This is a genomic window from uncultured Merdimonas sp., assembly GCF_963929015.1.
GTDB lineage: Bacteria > Bacillota > Clostridia > Lachnospirales > Lachnospiraceae > Merdimonas.
The window spans coordinates 103,058-117,105 of record NZ_CAWVHE010000001.1 but is presented as its reverse complement, the minus strand read 5'-3'; the positions used below and the strand labels follow the sequence as shown (position 1 = coordinate 117,105).

The following is a 14,048-nucleotide window of genomic DNA, read 5'->3' as shown; positions in this document are numbered from 1 at the left end:
TATGTCAGAACAGGATAAAAACGAACGGACGGAAATCGAAACCGTGGAGGGCGCTGTGGAGGAGACCGGGGATCAGAAATCCCAGAAAGAAGAGGAGTATGAAAAAATCTGCTCCATCTGCCACCGGCCAGAGAGCGTAACAGGAAAGATGATCGACCTGCCCGGAGGACTTTCGGTATGCAGCGACTGTATGCAGAAAAGTTTTGACGCCATGCGTAACGGACAGATCGATTACAGCCAGCTTCTTAACATGCCGGGCGTGCATTTTATGAATATGGCAGATCTGGAACAGGCCATCCCAAAGCAGCAGAAGATCAAAAAGAAAAAAGAAGGGGAAGAGCACAAACCCCTCATCGATATCCGTAAGATCCCGGCGCCTCATAAGATCAAGGCCAGCCTGGACGAATATGTGGTAGGGCAGGAATATGCAAAAAAAGCCATGTCTGTGGCAGTGTATAATCATTATAAGAGAGTGGCTACGGACTCCATGGATGATATTGAGATAGAAAAGTCCAACATGCTGATGATCGGGCCGACCGGATCAGGAAAGACCTATCTGGTCAAGACCCTGGCAAGGATCCTGGATGTGCCGCTTGCCATTACAGACGCCACTTCTCTTACTGAGGCAGGCTATATCGGCGACGACATCGAGAGCGTTGTCTCCAAGCTTCTGGCCGCTGCAGACAATGATGTGGAAAAGGCGGAGCAGGGCATTATCTTCATTGATGAGATTGACAAGATCGCCAAAAAGAAAAATACGAATCAGAGGGATGTCAGCGGGGAATCGGTGCAGCAGGGAATGTTAAAACTGCTGGAGGGAAGCGACGTGGAAGTGCCGGTGGGAGCCAACAGTAAAAATGCCATGGTGCCGCTGACGACGGTGAATACCAAAAACATTCTCTTTATCTGCGGCGGAGCATTCCCGGATCTGGAGAGCATTATTAAAGAGCGGCTGACCAAACAGTCTTCTATCGGCTTTGGCGCAGACCTGAAGGATAAATATGACCATGACAAGACCATTCTTTCCAAAGTGACGACGGAAGATCTTAGAAACTTTGGCATGATCCCGGAATTTTTGGGAAGGCTGCCTATTGTATTTACCCTGGAGGGCATGAATGAGGATATGCTGGTCAAGATCTTAAAGGAGCCCAAAAACGCTATCTTAAAACAGTACCAGAAACTGCTTGCCCTGGACGAGGTCCGGCTGGATTTTGACGACGGGGCACTCCAGGCCATCGCAGAAAAGGCCATGAAGAAGGATACCGGGGCCCGGGCGCTGCGGGCTATCATTGAGGAGTTCATGCTGGATATCATGTATGAGATCCCCAAGGATGACAGCATCGGCCAGGTAACCATTACAAAAGAATACATAGAAGGAACCGGCGGCCCCATCATCCAGCTTCGGGGCCAGGAAGTACCAAGGCTTTCTTAGGTCTTGGGAAAGTCCGGGAATGACAGAGAAAGACACCTCATATATTTTAGGCAGGGAATTTTCCCGGGATAAATATATGAGGTGTAATTTTTATGGAAGATCAAAGATGCGGGGAAAACATTCTTTCAGAGGCGTACTGGGATTTCCTGATCCCGGATTACCGGGCGGATCAGAATCTTTTTGAAGGCGAAGAGGTCTGTATCCAGTCCGGGGACTTTGGCTGCCGGGTCGTGTCGGTAAAGGGGGAAGGAAAGGAGTCTCTCTCTTTTTATGATTACGGGTATTATGCGGTGCCGAAGTGTTATACGCCTCTTGACATGGACGCTCTTTATGGAGCGGGGATCAGCGCGGTGCAGACGCTTCCGGCGCTGCAGGCAACAGGAGAAGGGGTGATGATCGGGTTTGTGGATACCGGGATTGATCTTGCCCATCCGGTGTTTCGGGGGCTGGACGGCAGGACCCGGATCGCGGGGATCTGGGATCAGACCGACAGGGAGGGAAGCCCGCCGGCGGGATTTTTCTATGGCAGCAGTTATACGCAGGAAGAGATCGACCGGCTTCTGGAAGCAGCGCAGAAGAACCCTCAGGAAGCAGGAAGGCTGCCAGGAGCTGACGTGGCCGGACACGGCACCTATGTGGCAAGTCTGGCGGCGGGAAGCCCGGTCCCGGAAGAGCGGTTTGCGGGAGCGGCGCCGGAGGCGTCTGTGGCGATGGTGAAGCTCAAACCGGCGAAAGCATATCTGAAGGATTTCTACGGGATTCCTCCGCAGGTGGTGTGCTACCAGGAAAATGATATCCTTTTAGGATTGGCCTATCTTCATCACCTGGCAGAAGAAAGAGGAATGCCGCTGGTGATCTGTCTTGCGCTGGGGACAAACTTTGGCGGACACAACGGCTCTTCGCTTCTGGCAAGAGCTCTGGACCAGTATGCGTACACCGAAGACCGGGCGGTGGTCATCGGGGCGGGAAATGAGGCGGCCGGCCGCCATCACTTTTATCACCGGTTTCAGAAAACGCAGGAAACCGTAGTCGCAGAGATCCGGGTTGGAGAAGGGATCCAGGGATTCTCCGCAGAGGTATGGGTCCGGCTCCCGGATGTGGCGACCGTCTCCCTGGTCTCTCCTTCCGGAGAGCGGACCGGACCGGTCTCTTTAAGACAGGGGCAGAGATATGAATGGCTGTTTTCCTTTGATGCGACCCGGGTTACGGTAGAAGACCGGCTCCTGCTGGAAAATAATGATTCACAGATGATATTCTTAAGATTCCTGGATCCGGCTCCAGGAGTCTGGAAACTGGAGATCCTGTCGCTGCAGAGGGCGCTGGGAGAGGTACATGTCTGGCTTCCGGTGCAGGAATTTGTGGAAGGGGAAGTGTTTTTTCTGGAAGCAGACCCGAATCTGACGATAACGGAGCCTGGAAGCGCGCCTGCTGCAATGACAGTGGCATATTATAATGGTGCGGATAATGGAGTTGATATTCATTCCGGGAGAGGGTATACTAGAAATGGAACCATTAAGCCCGATTATGCGGCGCCCGGGGTAAAACTGAAAGGCGCGGCGGCAGGCGGAGGCTTTGTGACAAGGACCGGTTCCAGCGGCGGGGCCGCCATTGCGGCGGGAGCATCTGCCCTTCTTATGGAATGGCTGGGAGAGCAGCCGGAGGCCCGATTCAGAAATTCTGTCCTGATCCGCAATACGATTGTGCTCGGCGCGGCAAAAAGGGAAAATATGGAGTACCCAAACCGGGAATGGGGGTATGGGACACTGAATGTGTACCAGTCTCTGGACCGGATGCGGCAGCTTTAGAAAGTTGCCAGGATCACAGGCAAAGGAGTGAAAAAGATGGCAGATTTTTTTAAAGAAATGGAACAGAAATTATCAGAAATAGTCAGCGATCTGGGGAAAAAGACGGGAGACACCCTGGAGATCCAGAAGATAAAAAGTGATATCCGTTCACTGAAACGGGCAAATGAAAGAGATCTGATCGATATTGGCCGTATGGTGTACGAAAAATTCCGGCACGGCGAGATCCGGGATACGGATTACATTACATTCTGCGAGGCGATTGAAAAGAGAGAAGAAGCGATTGAAAGACAGGAAGAAGAGATCGTAAGGATCCGAGAGGATGTATAGATGAAGGGGAATGGATGGATGCCCGGGTTGTTTGCTCTTCTTTTTGGAACAGATGCAATGGTCAGACAATATGTGGAAGAATGTCTGGAGCCGGGAGAGACCAGAATGCTGCCGGGAGAAAGGCTTATGCTCAGGAAGGTCTATAATCCGGGCTTTGCGCTGGGAATCTTAGAGGACCGTCCGCAGACAGTAAAAAAGCTGACCGGTGCGGCTGCGGTCCTTGTGTTCGCAGGCTGGACCGGTCTTTTTTTCCTGCGGGGACGAAGGATTGAAAAAGCAGGATGTACCCTGGCGGCCGCAGGGGCCGCAGGAAATCTTTTGGACCGGGTACGCAGCGGAAAGGTGACGGATTATATTGCTCTTACATCCGGCCCTTCTTTTCTTACCAGACTGACCGCCAACCTGGCTGATCTTTATCTTGCGGCAGGCGCGCTTATTCTGGCAGGCCGAAGAATTCTGTAATTTGGTGATAAATAATGTCCATCAGCCGGGTTCTTGCCTCTATGCTGGCCCAGCCGATGTGAGGCGTGATAAACAGGCGTCTGCTGTCTTTGATGGCAGACAGCGGATTGTCGCTGCTCATGGGCTCTCGACACAAGACGTCCAGACCTGCAGCGGCAATTTTTTTCTCTGTAAGTGCATCCGCCAGATCCTGTTCATTTACGATTGGTCCCCTGCCAAGATTCAAAAAGATGCAGGAAGGCTTCATCTGTTCCAGCGCTTTCTGGTCGATGAGCCCTTCTGTATACTGGTTCAGGGGCGCGTGGACAGAGATAATATCCGAATCGGCAAGCAGGGTCTCAAAGGATACCTGGCGGTATCCGGGCTGCGGCGCACTTCCCGAAGGGGAGGTATAGATTACCTGCGCGCCGAAAGCTTCCGCAACAGCGGCTACCCGGCGGCCGATATTCCCAAGGCCGATGATCCCCCAGGTTTTTCCCTTCAGTTCATAGAAATGTTCTGCAAAATGGGTAAAGACGGTGTCGTTGATATAACGGCCTTCTTTTACATAATCATCGTAATAGCGCAGCTTTTCCAGCAGATAAAACAGCATGGCAAAGGTGTGCTGGGCCACAGATTCGGTAGAATAATCCGCAACATTGCGCCAGGCAATGCCGCGGCGGTCCAGATATTCTTTGTCCAGGTTGTTGGTGCCGGTAGCGGTGACACACACAAGTTTCAGACGGGAAGCGCCGCCTACAGCCGCCTCGTCTACCCGGATCTTATTGACGATGATCACATCTGCGTCTTTGATCCGCTCCGGTACTTCTTCCGGCTGTGAAAACGAATACTTAACTACATTTCCCAGACGGTCAAAAGCAGAGAGGTCAATATCATCTCCGATTGTCTTTGCATCAAGAAATACAAGGTTCATAGTGGAAGTTCCTCCTGATGATGGATTTATGAATTCAGAATATAGAAAAAAGCGGGTGATGGGAATCGAACCCACGTATCCAGCTTGGAAGGCTGGTGTTCTACCATTGAACTACACCCGCATAAAGAAAAACTATGAAATTTCCCGTGAACGTGTTATATCATATCATCTTTGGTTTTAAAATGCAAGAGGTAATTTAGGAAAACTTCAGCAAAACTTAAGTTGTGTTTCCGGAACCAGGTATTATATAATGGCAATGCAAGAAACGAAGAGAAAAGCAAGCAAAGTACGAGGTGAATGGCAGATGAATTTTGGACAGGAGATACACCCGGGAAATAGATGGCAGAAGAGATATTCTTATTATTGGATCGCTGTCGCCGCCGTATTTGTCGTGGCGGCAGGCGGGATGATCGGATACGGTGTTTACCGGGCGGTCGGTCAGGACGCGGAAGAGAGCGGGCCGGCAACAAGAGCCCTGGAAGAATTGTGGGAGATGGCGGGGCCTCATATTGAGACACCAGAGCAGCGGCTGGAACGAGTGCGGATGGAGGCGTCTGTGGCCGGCTATCCCAAAAGCGTGATCGAGATGCTGGATAAAAATCCGGCTACTGTGACATATGTGGAACATTACGGGGAAAAGAAAGGACAGATCTATGCGGAAGATATTGGGGAGGATTATGTAGACGGACAGATTCCTCTTCTGATCCAGTGGGACGAGCGCTGGGGCTATGCCCCTTACGGGACCAGCGTGGTGGGAGCCAGCGGCTGTGGTCCTACCTGCATTGCCATGGTGGCGGCAGGTCTGAATCACGATCCGTCTATTACGCCGGCAAAGGTGGCTGCCTATGGAACACAGAATCAGTCGGTGGACAGCGAAAATAATACTTACTGGACTTTTATGCAGGAAGCGGCTTCGGCCTATGGCCTTTCCTGTTACAATGGACTGCTTACAGAAGAGGAACTTTCGGCAGAACTTTCGGCCGGGCATCCGGTCATCTGCAGTATGGGACCCGGGTACTTTACGCAGAACGGCCATTTTATTGTTATGACCGGATATGAAAATGGACAGATCACGATCAACGATCCGTTTAGCACAGAAAACAGCGGGAGAACCTGGACATATGGAGAGATTCACGACCAGATCAAGGCCATGTGGGTTTATCAGACCAGTCAGGGATAGAAGAAAAGCAGGAGGAGAAAATGGAAGAAGAAAAAGGATTTCGTTATGCAAAAGGGAAAGACGCCGGCCTTGTCCTGGAGTTCTTAAAACGTCTTTCTGAATATGAAAAGGCAGAGGAACATCTGGTTTCCACACCGGAGCTGTTACAAGAAGAACTGGAGCGGGAGAACGGGGCGAAGGCTTTGTTTGTCCTGGCAGATAGAAAAGAAGTGGGTATGGCGCTCTTTTTTAGAAACTTTTCCGGGTATCTCGGCCGGGCGGGGATTTTCATCGACGCCCTCCTGGTGCTGGAAGAATACCGGGGAAAAGGCTACGGCAGAGCATTGTTTGAGGAACTGAAAAAGGAAGCGGCCCGGATGGGCGGAGCAAGGATGGAGTGGCTGTGTCTTACCTGGAATACTCCTTCCATGGAATTTTATCGGAAAAATGGCGGACAGTTTATGGATACCTTTGCTACTTACCGGCTGCCGCTGGAGTAAGAGAGCAAGGATTGATACACTAGCGGTTGACGTTTCCGGCATATTTGCTATAATATACTTAACAAGACAGCCGATACGATAGAGCAAACCTATCCGTTTCCGGCAAAGTTATCAGTAACTAGAAATAGCACCTCAAAAGCTTGGCCAGAGCTGAGGTGCTTTTTTCTATGGGTATAATTCAGAATATAGAAGAAACAGATAAAAAGAAAGAGAAACATAAAAATATATAAAATTAGCACTCGAGGGTTGACTCTGCTAACAACAAGTGTTATATTACCACTAGAACAATGAAAACAACCGATCTCAAAAAGGAGGCGTATGGTTATGAATATTAATAAATTTACACAGAGTTCTATGGCGGCGGTCCAGGGCTGCGAGAAGGCGGCAATGGATTACGGCAATCAGGAGATTGAGCAGGAGCACCTGTTCTATGCGCTGCTGACGATTGATGACAGTCTGATCTTAAAATTATTTGAAAAAATGGGGATTACAAAGGAGACGGCTGTCAACCGGGCGGAGGAGGCCCTGCGGAAGCGCCCGAAGGTGCAGGGGGGGCAGATGTTTATCGGCAAGGATCTGAATAACGTGCTGGTCTACGCAGAAGATGAAGCTAAGCAGATGGGTGACGAGTACGTTTCCGTGGAGCATCTGTTCCTGTCTATGATCAAGCATGCGAACCGGGAAATGAAGCAGCTGTTCCGGGAGTTTGGCATTACAAGAGACAGTTTCCTTCAGGTTTTGTCAACCGTGAGAGGCAATCAGCGCGTGACCAGCGATAATCCGGAAGCCACTTACGATACGTTGAATAAATACGGTCAGGATCTGGTGGAGCGGGCAAGAGAGCAGAAGCTGGATCCTGTAATCGGAAGGGACGCGGAGATCCGCAATGTGATCCGGATCTTATCCCGTAAGACCAAGAATAATCCGGTGCTCATCGGCGAACCCGGAGTAGGAAAGACTGCGGCTGTGGAAGGACTGGCGCAGCGGATCGTCCGGGGCGACGTGCCGGAAGCATTGAAAGATAAAAAATTATTTGCCCTGGATATGGGCGCTCTGGTGGCCGGAGCCAAGTACCGGGGAGAATTCGAGGAACGTCTGAAAGCGGTCCTTGAGGAAGTAAAAAACAGCGACGGCAATATCATCCTCTTTATCGATGAGCTGCATACTATCGTAGGAGCGGGAAAGAGTGACGGCGCCATGGACGCCGGAAATATGCTCAAACCCATGCTGGCCAGAGGAGAGCTTCACTGTATCGGCGCCACAACGCTGGACGAATACCGGCAGTATATTGAAAAGGATGCGGCTCTGGAGCGGCGGTTCCAGCCGGTGATGGTAGATGAGCCGTCGGTGGAGGACGCCATTTCGATCCTCCGGGGATTGAAAGAACGCTACGAAGTGTTCCACGGCGTCAAGATTACCGACAGCGCCCTGGTGGCGGCAGTTACTTTAAGCAACCGGTACATTTCCGATCGGTTCCTGCCGGATAAGGCCATTGACCTGGTGGATGAAGCCTGCGCGCTGATCAAGACGGAACTGGACTCCATGCCCACCGAGCTGGACGCTTTGAACCGGAAGATCATGCAGCTGGAGATTGAAGAGGCGGCGCTGAAAAAGGAGGATGACCGCCTAAGCCAGGAGCGGCTGGCAAAACTGCAGCAGGAACTGGCGGAAGAGCGGGAAACATTTGCAAAACAGAAGGCGCAGTGGGATAATGAAAAGAGATCCGTAGAACATGTGCAGAAACTCCGTGAGCAGATCGAACAGCTGAACCGGGAGATCGAGACCGCCCAGCAGAACTACGACCTGAATAAGGCGGCGGAACTGCAGTACGGACGGCTTCCACAGCTGCAGAAACAGCTGGAGGAGGAAGAAGAAAAGGTAAAGGATGAAGATCTGTCGCTGGTACACGAAAGCGTCACAGAGGACGAGATCGCCAAGATCATTTCCCGCTGGACCGGCATTCCGGTAGCGAAGCTGAATGAAAGCGAGCGGAGCAAGACGCTGCATCTGGCGGACGAACTCCACAGGCGTGTTATCGGACAGGACGAAGGCGTGACCAAAGTAACAGAAGCTATCATCCGTTCCAAGGCAGGGATCAAGGATCCCAGCAAACCGATCGGATCCTTCCTGTTCCTTGGACCGACCGGCGTGGGCAAGACGGAGCTTGCCAAGGCACTGGCAGAGAGTCTGTTTGACGATGAAAATAATATGGTGCGGATCGATATGAGCGAGTATATGGAGAAGTATTCTGTGTCCCGGCTCATCGGAGCGCCTCCGGGATATGTGGGTTATGACGAGGGTGGCCAGCTGACAGAGGCGGTCCGGAGAAAACCCTATTCCGTGGTACTGTTTGATGAGATCGAAAAGGCACATCCGGACGTATTCAACGTGCTGCTGCAGGTGCTGGACGATGGCCGGATCACGGACTCCCAGGGACGTACCGTGGACTTTAAGAACACCATCCTGATCATGACCTCCAATATCGGTTCCGCCTATCTGCTGGACGGCATTGATGAAAATGGAAATATCAGGCCGGAGGCAGAGGAGCTGGTTATGAATGATCTTAGGAATCATTTCCGGCCCGAGTTTTTGAACCGTCTGGATGAGACGATTATGTTCCGTCCGCTGACCAGGGATAATATCCATGCGATCATCAAACTGCTGGTGGATGATGTGAACAAGCGGCTGGCAGATAAGGAAATCCGCATCGAACTGACGGAAAATGCCAAACAGATCGTGGTGGAGGGCGGCTATGATCCGACCTACGGCGCACGGCCTCTGAAACGGTATCTGCAGAAAAATGTGGAAACCCTGGCTGCGAAGCTGATCCTGGAAGGGAACGTAGGCACCGGAGATACCATTTTGATCGATGGCGTGGACGGACATCTGGACGCAAGGATCAAGCAGCATCTGCAGGAAGTCTGATCTGACTGCCAGGGAAAGGCAAATGGCCGGCCAGACACATGCAGACCAAAAGGCACAGGAGAAGAATGATGAACCGTGTCATATTTCATATTGATGTGAATTCCGCCTATCTTAGCTGGACGGCGGTGGAACAGTTAAAAAGCGGCAGCAGCCTGGATATCCGGAGCATCCCCGCCATCATCGGCGGGGACCGGGCGTCCAGGCATGGCGTCGTTCTGGCAAAATCTGTGCCTGCAAAGAAATATGGCATTGTTACCGGCGAGCCGGTGGCAAATGCGCTGAAAAAGTGTCCGTATCTTCATATGGAGCCGCCGGATCACAAGATGTACCACCGGTACAGCCAGGCGCTGATGGAGTTTTTGACAACGTATTCCAGGGAGATCGAGCAGGTCAGTGTGGATGAGTGTTACATGGACTTTACGGAGGCGGCAAAGCGGTACTCTTCCCCGGTGGAGGGGGCCCTGGAACTGAAAAATGAAGTGAAGCGCAGGTTTGGATTTACGGTAAACGTAGGAATCTCCAGCAACAAGCTGTTGGCAAAGATGGCCTCGGATTTTGAGAAGCCGGACAAGGTACATACCTTATTTCCGCAGGAGATCCAGGTGAAAATGTGGCCCCTGCCGGTGCGGGATCTCTATATGGCCGGGAAATCCAGTACTGAAACTTTAAAAAAACTGGAAATCTATACCATTGGAGAGCTGGCAAATACCGACCCGGCGATCCTGGAGCTGCATTTAAAAAGTCACGGCCGCAGGCTATGGGAATTTGCCAACGGCATTGGGGATGATCAGGTTGTCTCGGAACCGCCGGAGGCTAAGGGGATCGGGAATTCCGTGACACTTCCCAAAGACGCGGAGACAGAAGAAGAGGCAGAGGCGGTGCTGGAGCAGCTGGCGCAGAGCGTGTCCCGCAGGCTTAAGAAAGCGGGACAGAAGGCGGGGATGCTGAGTGTGGAGATTAAATATTATACCTTTGAGAGCGTATCTCATCAGCGGCAACTGGCAAAGCCCACCTATGACGCCCGGGACATTTACCAGGAGGCTGTGAGCCTGTTCCTGGAATTGTGGAACCATCAGCCGATCCGTCTTCTTGGCATCCGGAGTTCCAAGTTGTCAGAAGAAGGAGAGCCGGAGCAGTTAAGTATCTTTGACATTCAGGTGGAGCCAGAGGAGAAGCGCAGGAAAAAACAGCAGCTAAGAGAAGCCATGGAGCAGCTCAAAGGGAAATATGGAAAAGAAGTGGTCCGCAAAGGAACCGGTTCTCTGCCCAAACAGGGTGTTGACAAAGCTTGACGGAATCATTATACTTAACTGCATAAGAGCATCGGCGAATTATATTTTTATAGTTTGCGGGTGTTCTTTTTTTGCGGATATGAGGAGAAAAAATACAGACAATAAGAAAAGAAAGAGAGGAAGGATCCGATGAAAAATGTGGATTGGAAAGAATTTGGCCTGGATGTGCTGGTAGACATTGTGGCAGGTATGCTGATCGCGGTGGGTGTTTATAATTTTGCCCTGAATGCGAATTTCCCGGTGGCGGGATTTTCTGGTATTGCGATTATTTTGTATCACCTTCTGGGACTTCCGGTAGGTATCGGGACCATCGTGCTGAATATTCCCGTGGCAATTTTCTGTTATAAATTCCTGGGAAGGACATTTTTCTTAAAATCAGTGAAATCTATGGTGATTTCTTCTGTACTGATGGACTACGTTGCGCCCTTACTTCCTGTCTATGACGGCAGCCGGTTCCTGGCGGCTCTTTGCATGGGTGTGCTGTGCGGGATCGGTTATGCCATGATCTTTATGAGAGGATCTTCTACCGGCGGCCAGGACTTTATCAGCGTATCGATCAAGAAGGTGAAACCGCATATTACCCTGGGCATCATTACATTTGTGCTGGATATGGTGACCATCGTTCTTGGTACGGTGCTGGTATTCGGCGATGTGGACGGCCTGATCTATGGTATTATCGTTACTTACCTGATGGCGATCGTAATGGACCGGATCATGTACGGTATTGATGAAGGAAAGCTGACCCTGATCGTGACGGAGCGGGGCGAAGAAGTGGCGGAACGGATCGACGAGTATTCCGGCAGAGGCTCTACCATTCTGAAAGGAATGGGAAGCTACAGCAAGGCAAAAAAGGACGTGGTTATGTGCGCCTGCAACAATAAGCAGATGTATACCATCAAAAAAATGGTGCACAAGATCGACCCCAAAGCATTTACCATAATTATGGAATCCAATGAAGTGGTGGGAGAAGGATTTAAAGAAGAAATTTCAGAACTGTAAATATGGGAAAAGTGTGGTATAATTTTGTAATCACATGAATGCAGAAGAAAAGGAGCAGACCATGCCAGTTTTTGATTTTAATAATGCGCCGGCAAAGGATCAGGAGCCGGAGTGCACTTATGAAGTATTCTATTCTAACGAAAGGACCGCTTCCGCGGATCATCCGATGCTGGTCCTTGGCGACAAAGAGGCGGGACTTTCCCATCACGCCTGCGGAGTATTTACCAATCCGGTCCGGAAGACCGCTTTTGAATGGAAAGAGGACGGGGAGACCTGCAGTGTGGATATCGTAAAGATTGACGCCCGGTTTGTCAGCTTATTGAAGTGGCTGGGGGAAAATCATATCAATGTGCGTCTGTCCGGAGAAAAGAGGGAGGAAGGCTATTGTGTCTACCGGATCCGGGAGATGGCTTTTGGCGGAGGGTCCAAGCTGTCTGCAGAAGATGGATTTCTCCAGTTTATGATTGAACGGCTTCTTTCCAGTGATGCGCCTTCCATGGAGATCCCGGAGGAGGAAGAAGAGGAGGCCGGCGACAGTATGAAGTTGACCAGCATTCAGAGTATTACAGACTTTATGAACTGCGCGGGTCGGACCCTGCCGGACAATATCCGTCTCTGGGCCAGACGGAATCTTGCGGTGGCACGTTCCAGCGAGGTGTCAGCAGAAGAACGCCGTCATGCCCAGCGGGCGTTGTCGATCATGATGAATATTCAGTGGAAGGGAAATTATTTTCCGGCGGTGGATCCGAAAGAGGCCAGAAGGATCCTGGATGAAGAGCTGTACGGTATGGAACAGGTCAAACAGCGGATCATTGAGACCATTATCCAGATCAACCGGACCCATACCCTTCCGGCTTATGGCATCCTGCTGATCGGACCTGCGGGAACCGGGAAGTCGCAGATCGCCTATGCGGTAGCCAGGATCTTAAAGCTCCCGTGGACCACGCTGGACATGAGTTCCATCCATGATCCGGAGCAGCTGACCGGAAGCTCCAGGATCTATGCTAACGCCAAGCCCGGAATTATCATGGAAGCATTTTCCATGGCGGGCGAGTCCAACCTGGTCTTCATTATCAATGAGCTGGATAAGGCGGCGGCCGGGAAGGGAAATGGCAATCCGGCGGATGTGCTTCTGACTCTTTTGGATAATCTTGGATTTACAGATAATTATATGGAATGTATGATTCCCACCGGAGGCGTTTACCCGATTGCCACGGCCAATGACAAGGATCAGATCAGCGCGCCTCTGATGTCCCGGTTTGCAGTGATCGAGATCCCGGATTATACAGAAGAGGAAAAGAAGGTGATTTTTTCTGATTATGCGCTGCCGAAAGTCCTGAAGCGGATTGGTATGGAAAAAGAAGAGTGCGTTCTTACTCCGGAAGGGCTGGATGCAGTCATTGCATTACACAGAAACACCAGCGGGATCCGCGACCTGGAGCAGGCGGCCGAGCACCTGGCGGTAAACGCCCTGTATCAGATTGAAGTAGATCACTTAAGAACTGTCACCTTTGACGGGGAGATGGTACGGAACCTGTTGCGATAGTTCGGTATTGCAATTTTGGCATCCTGGCCTTAGGCTCTGCAGCTGGAGAAAAGAAGAACTAAAAAGACATAAAAAATCCACTGTAACGAAGTTGACATTTCGTACAGTGGATTTTAATTAATTATTTCATCCAATGGACTATACCTCTCTTTTCATTAGATTATGAATGTTAAGCTTTCGTTTTTGGTGGTCCGTCCTCCTTGTTATTTGATGGTTTTATAATAACTCACAAAATATAAAATGTCAACACAAAAACTGAAAAAAAATATAATAAAACCAAAATATACAGAATATTTAAGTTCGGATTATTCTGTTAGAGTTGAAGTGGGAAAAGACTTCATGATAAGATAAACATAATGAAAACTAAAAATGTATCTGAGGATGTGTAAAAAGATGATCTATTATTTATTCGTGATCAACGTGATAACCTTTGCAGCCTTCGGGCTGGATAAAAGAAAAGCAAAAAAAAGAAGGTTCCGGATCCGGGAGAGCACGCTGTTTGGCCTGGCGCTGATCGGAGGCTCTCTGGGGGCGATGGCAGGAATGTTCCTGTTTCATCATAAAACAAGAAAGCCGGCCTTTCGGATCGGGATTCCTGTCCTCTTCTTGCTGCAGGGAGTGATATGGATCCTGATCGCCGGAATCTGAGCAAATGGAAATGGGGACGTAGACCTTTGCAAAAGGTCTA

Annotated in this window: 12 protein-coding genes and 1 tRNA gene; 11 read left to right on the top strand and 2 right to left on the bottom strand. The window is 50.5% G+C overall.

The genetic code is table 11. The features are described 5' to 3' along the window. Nucleotide 1: 1 nt before the first annotated feature. The 4 genes from clpX to ABGT54_RS00555 all read left to right on the top strand — a co-directional run bounded on the left by clpX (nt 2) and on the right by ABGT54_RS00555 (nt 4,026). Nucleotides 2-1,432: an ATP-dependent Clp protease ATP-binding subunit ClpX gene (gene clpX / locus ABGT54_RS00570; RefSeq protein WP_346662373.1), complete on the top strand. Its 1,431-nt coding sequence runs from the start codon at nt 2-4 to the stop codon at nt 1,430-1,432. A 92-nt stretch (nt 1,433-1,524) separates the two neighbouring features. Further along, nucleotides 1,525-3,237 (top strand): S8 family peptidase, encoded by a 1,713-nt coding sequence (locus ABGT54_RS00565; RefSeq protein WP_346662372.1) that lies wholly within the window; start codon nt 1,525-1,527, stop codon nt 3,235-3,237. 36 nt (nt 3,238-3,273) lie between these two features. Beyond that, complete coding sequence (locus ABGT54_RS00560) at nt 3,274-3,564, top strand: hypothetical protein (protein WP_346662371.1); 291 nt, start codon at nt 3,274-3,276, stop codon at nt 3,562-3,564. Next, entirely contained in the window at nt 3,565-4,026 is a 462-nt protein-coding gene (locus tag ABGT54_RS00555) for a signal peptidase II (RefSeq protein ID WP_346662370.1), read from the top strand. Here the strand turns inward: ABGT54_RS00555 and ABGT54_RS00550 are convergent. After that, on the bottom strand, nt 3,998-4,939 hold the full coding sequence (locus ABGT54_RS00550) for a D-2-hydroxyacid dehydrogenase (RefSeq protein ID WP_346662369.1): 942 nt from the start codon (nt 4,937-4,939) through the stop codon (nt 3,998-4,000). The genes ABGT54_RS00555 and ABGT54_RS00550 overlap by 29 nt on opposite strands. Before the next feature lie 50 nt (nt 4,940-4,989). Next, a tRNA-Gly gene (locus ABGT54_RS00545) sits at nt 4,990-5,060 on the bottom strand. Nucleotides 5,061-5,243: 183 nt separating this feature from the next. Between ABGT54_RS00545 and ABGT54_RS00540 the strand changes: the two genes are divergently transcribed. The 7 genes from ABGT54_RS00540 (at nt 5,244) to ABGT54_RS00510 (ending at nt 14,008) form a co-directional block, all read left to right on the top strand. Next, nucleotides 5,244-6,119: a C39 family peptidase gene (locus ABGT54_RS00540; RefSeq protein ID WP_346662368.1), complete on the top strand. Its 876-nt coding sequence runs from the start codon at nt 5,244-5,246 to the stop codon at nt 6,117-6,119. 20 nt (nt 6,120-6,139) lie between these two features. Further along, nucleotides 6,140-6,598, top strand: coding sequence for a GNAT family N-acetyltransferase (locus tag ABGT54_RS00535; RefSeq protein ID WP_346662367.1), 459 nt, complete (start codon nt 6,140-6,142; stop codon nt 6,596-6,598). Between the two features lie 324 nt (nt 6,599-6,922). Next, nucleotides 6,923-9,523, top strand: coding sequence for an ATP-dependent chaperone ClpB (clpB, locus tag ABGT54_RS00530; RefSeq protein WP_346662366.1), 2,601 nt, complete (start codon nt 6,923-6,925; stop codon nt 9,521-9,523). Between the two features lie 68 nt (nt 9,524-9,591). Continuing rightward, nucleotides 9,592-10,815 (top strand): DNA polymerase IV, encoded by a 1,224-nt coding sequence (locus ABGT54_RS00525; protein ID WP_346662365.1) that lies wholly within the window; start codon nt 9,592-9,594, stop codon nt 10,813-10,815. A 129-nt stretch (nt 10,816-10,944) separates the two neighbouring features. After that, the gene (locus tag ABGT54_RS00520) at nt 10,945-11,814 is read left to right on the top strand and encodes a YitT family protein (RefSeq protein ID WP_346662364.1); all 870 of its coding nucleotides are present in this window, start codon (nt 10,945-10,947) and stop codon (nt 11,812-11,814) included. A 61-nt stretch (nt 11,815-11,875) separates the two neighbouring features. Further along, nucleotides 11,876-13,360 (top strand): AAA family ATPase, encoded by a 1,485-nt coding sequence (locus ABGT54_RS00515; protein ID WP_346662363.1) that lies wholly within the window; start codon nt 11,876-11,878, stop codon nt 13,358-13,360. 393 nt (nt 13,361-13,753) lie between these two features. Further along, entirely contained in the window at nt 13,754-14,008 is a 255-nt protein-coding gene (locus ABGT54_RS00510) for a DUF1294 domain-containing protein (protein ID WP_346662362.1), read from the top strand. Nucleotides 14,009-14,048 lie beyond the last annotated feature (40 nt).

What these genes read in the sequence shown, in the direction of transcription:
- clpX (WP_346662373.1), top strand. Translation starts at nt 2, where the DNA reads ATGTCAGAACAGGATAAAAACGAACGGACGGAAATCGAAACCGTGGAG.
- ABGT54_RS00565 (WP_346662372.1), top strand. Translation starts at nt 1,525, where the DNA reads ATGGAAGATCAAAGATGCGGGGAAAACATTCTTTCAGAGGCGTACTGG.
- ABGT54_RS00560 (WP_346662371.1), top strand. Translation starts at nt 3,274, where the DNA reads ATGGCAGATTTTTTTAAAGAAATGGAACAGAAATTATCAGAAATAGTC.
- ABGT54_RS00555 (WP_346662370.1), top strand. Translation starts at nt 3,565, where the DNA reads ATGAAGGGGAATGGATGGATGCCCGGGTTGTTTGCTCTTCTTTTTGGA.
- ABGT54_RS00550 (WP_346662369.1), bottom strand. Translation starts at nt 4,939, where the DNA reads ATGAACCTTGTATTTCTTGATGCAAAGACAATCGGAGATGATATTGAC.
- ABGT54_RS00540 (WP_346662368.1), top strand. Translation starts at nt 5,244, where the DNA reads ATGAATTTTGGACAGGAGATACACCCGGGAAATAGATGGCAGAAGAGA.
- ABGT54_RS00535 (WP_346662367.1), top strand. Translation starts at nt 6,140, where the DNA reads ATGGAAGAAGAAAAAGGATTTCGTTATGCAAAAGGGAAAGACGCCGGC.
- clpB (WP_346662366.1), top strand. Translation starts at nt 6,923, where the DNA reads ATGAATATTAATAAATTTACACAGAGTTCTATGGCGGCGGTCCAGGGC.
- ABGT54_RS00525 (WP_346662365.1), top strand. Translation starts at nt 9,592, where the DNA reads ATGAACCGTGTCATATTTCATATTGATGTGAATTCCGCCTATCTTAGC.
- ABGT54_RS00520 (WP_346662364.1), top strand. Translation starts at nt 10,945, where the DNA reads ATGAAAAATGTGGATTGGAAAGAATTTGGCCTGGATGTGCTGGTAGAC.
- ABGT54_RS00515 (WP_346662363.1), top strand. Translation starts at nt 11,876, where the DNA reads ATGCCAGTTTTTGATTTTAATAATGCGCCGGCAAAGGATCAGGAGCCG.
- ABGT54_RS00510 (WP_346662362.1), top strand. Translation starts at nt 13,754, where the DNA reads ATGATCTATTATTTATTCGTGATCAACGTGATAACCTTTGCAGCCTTC.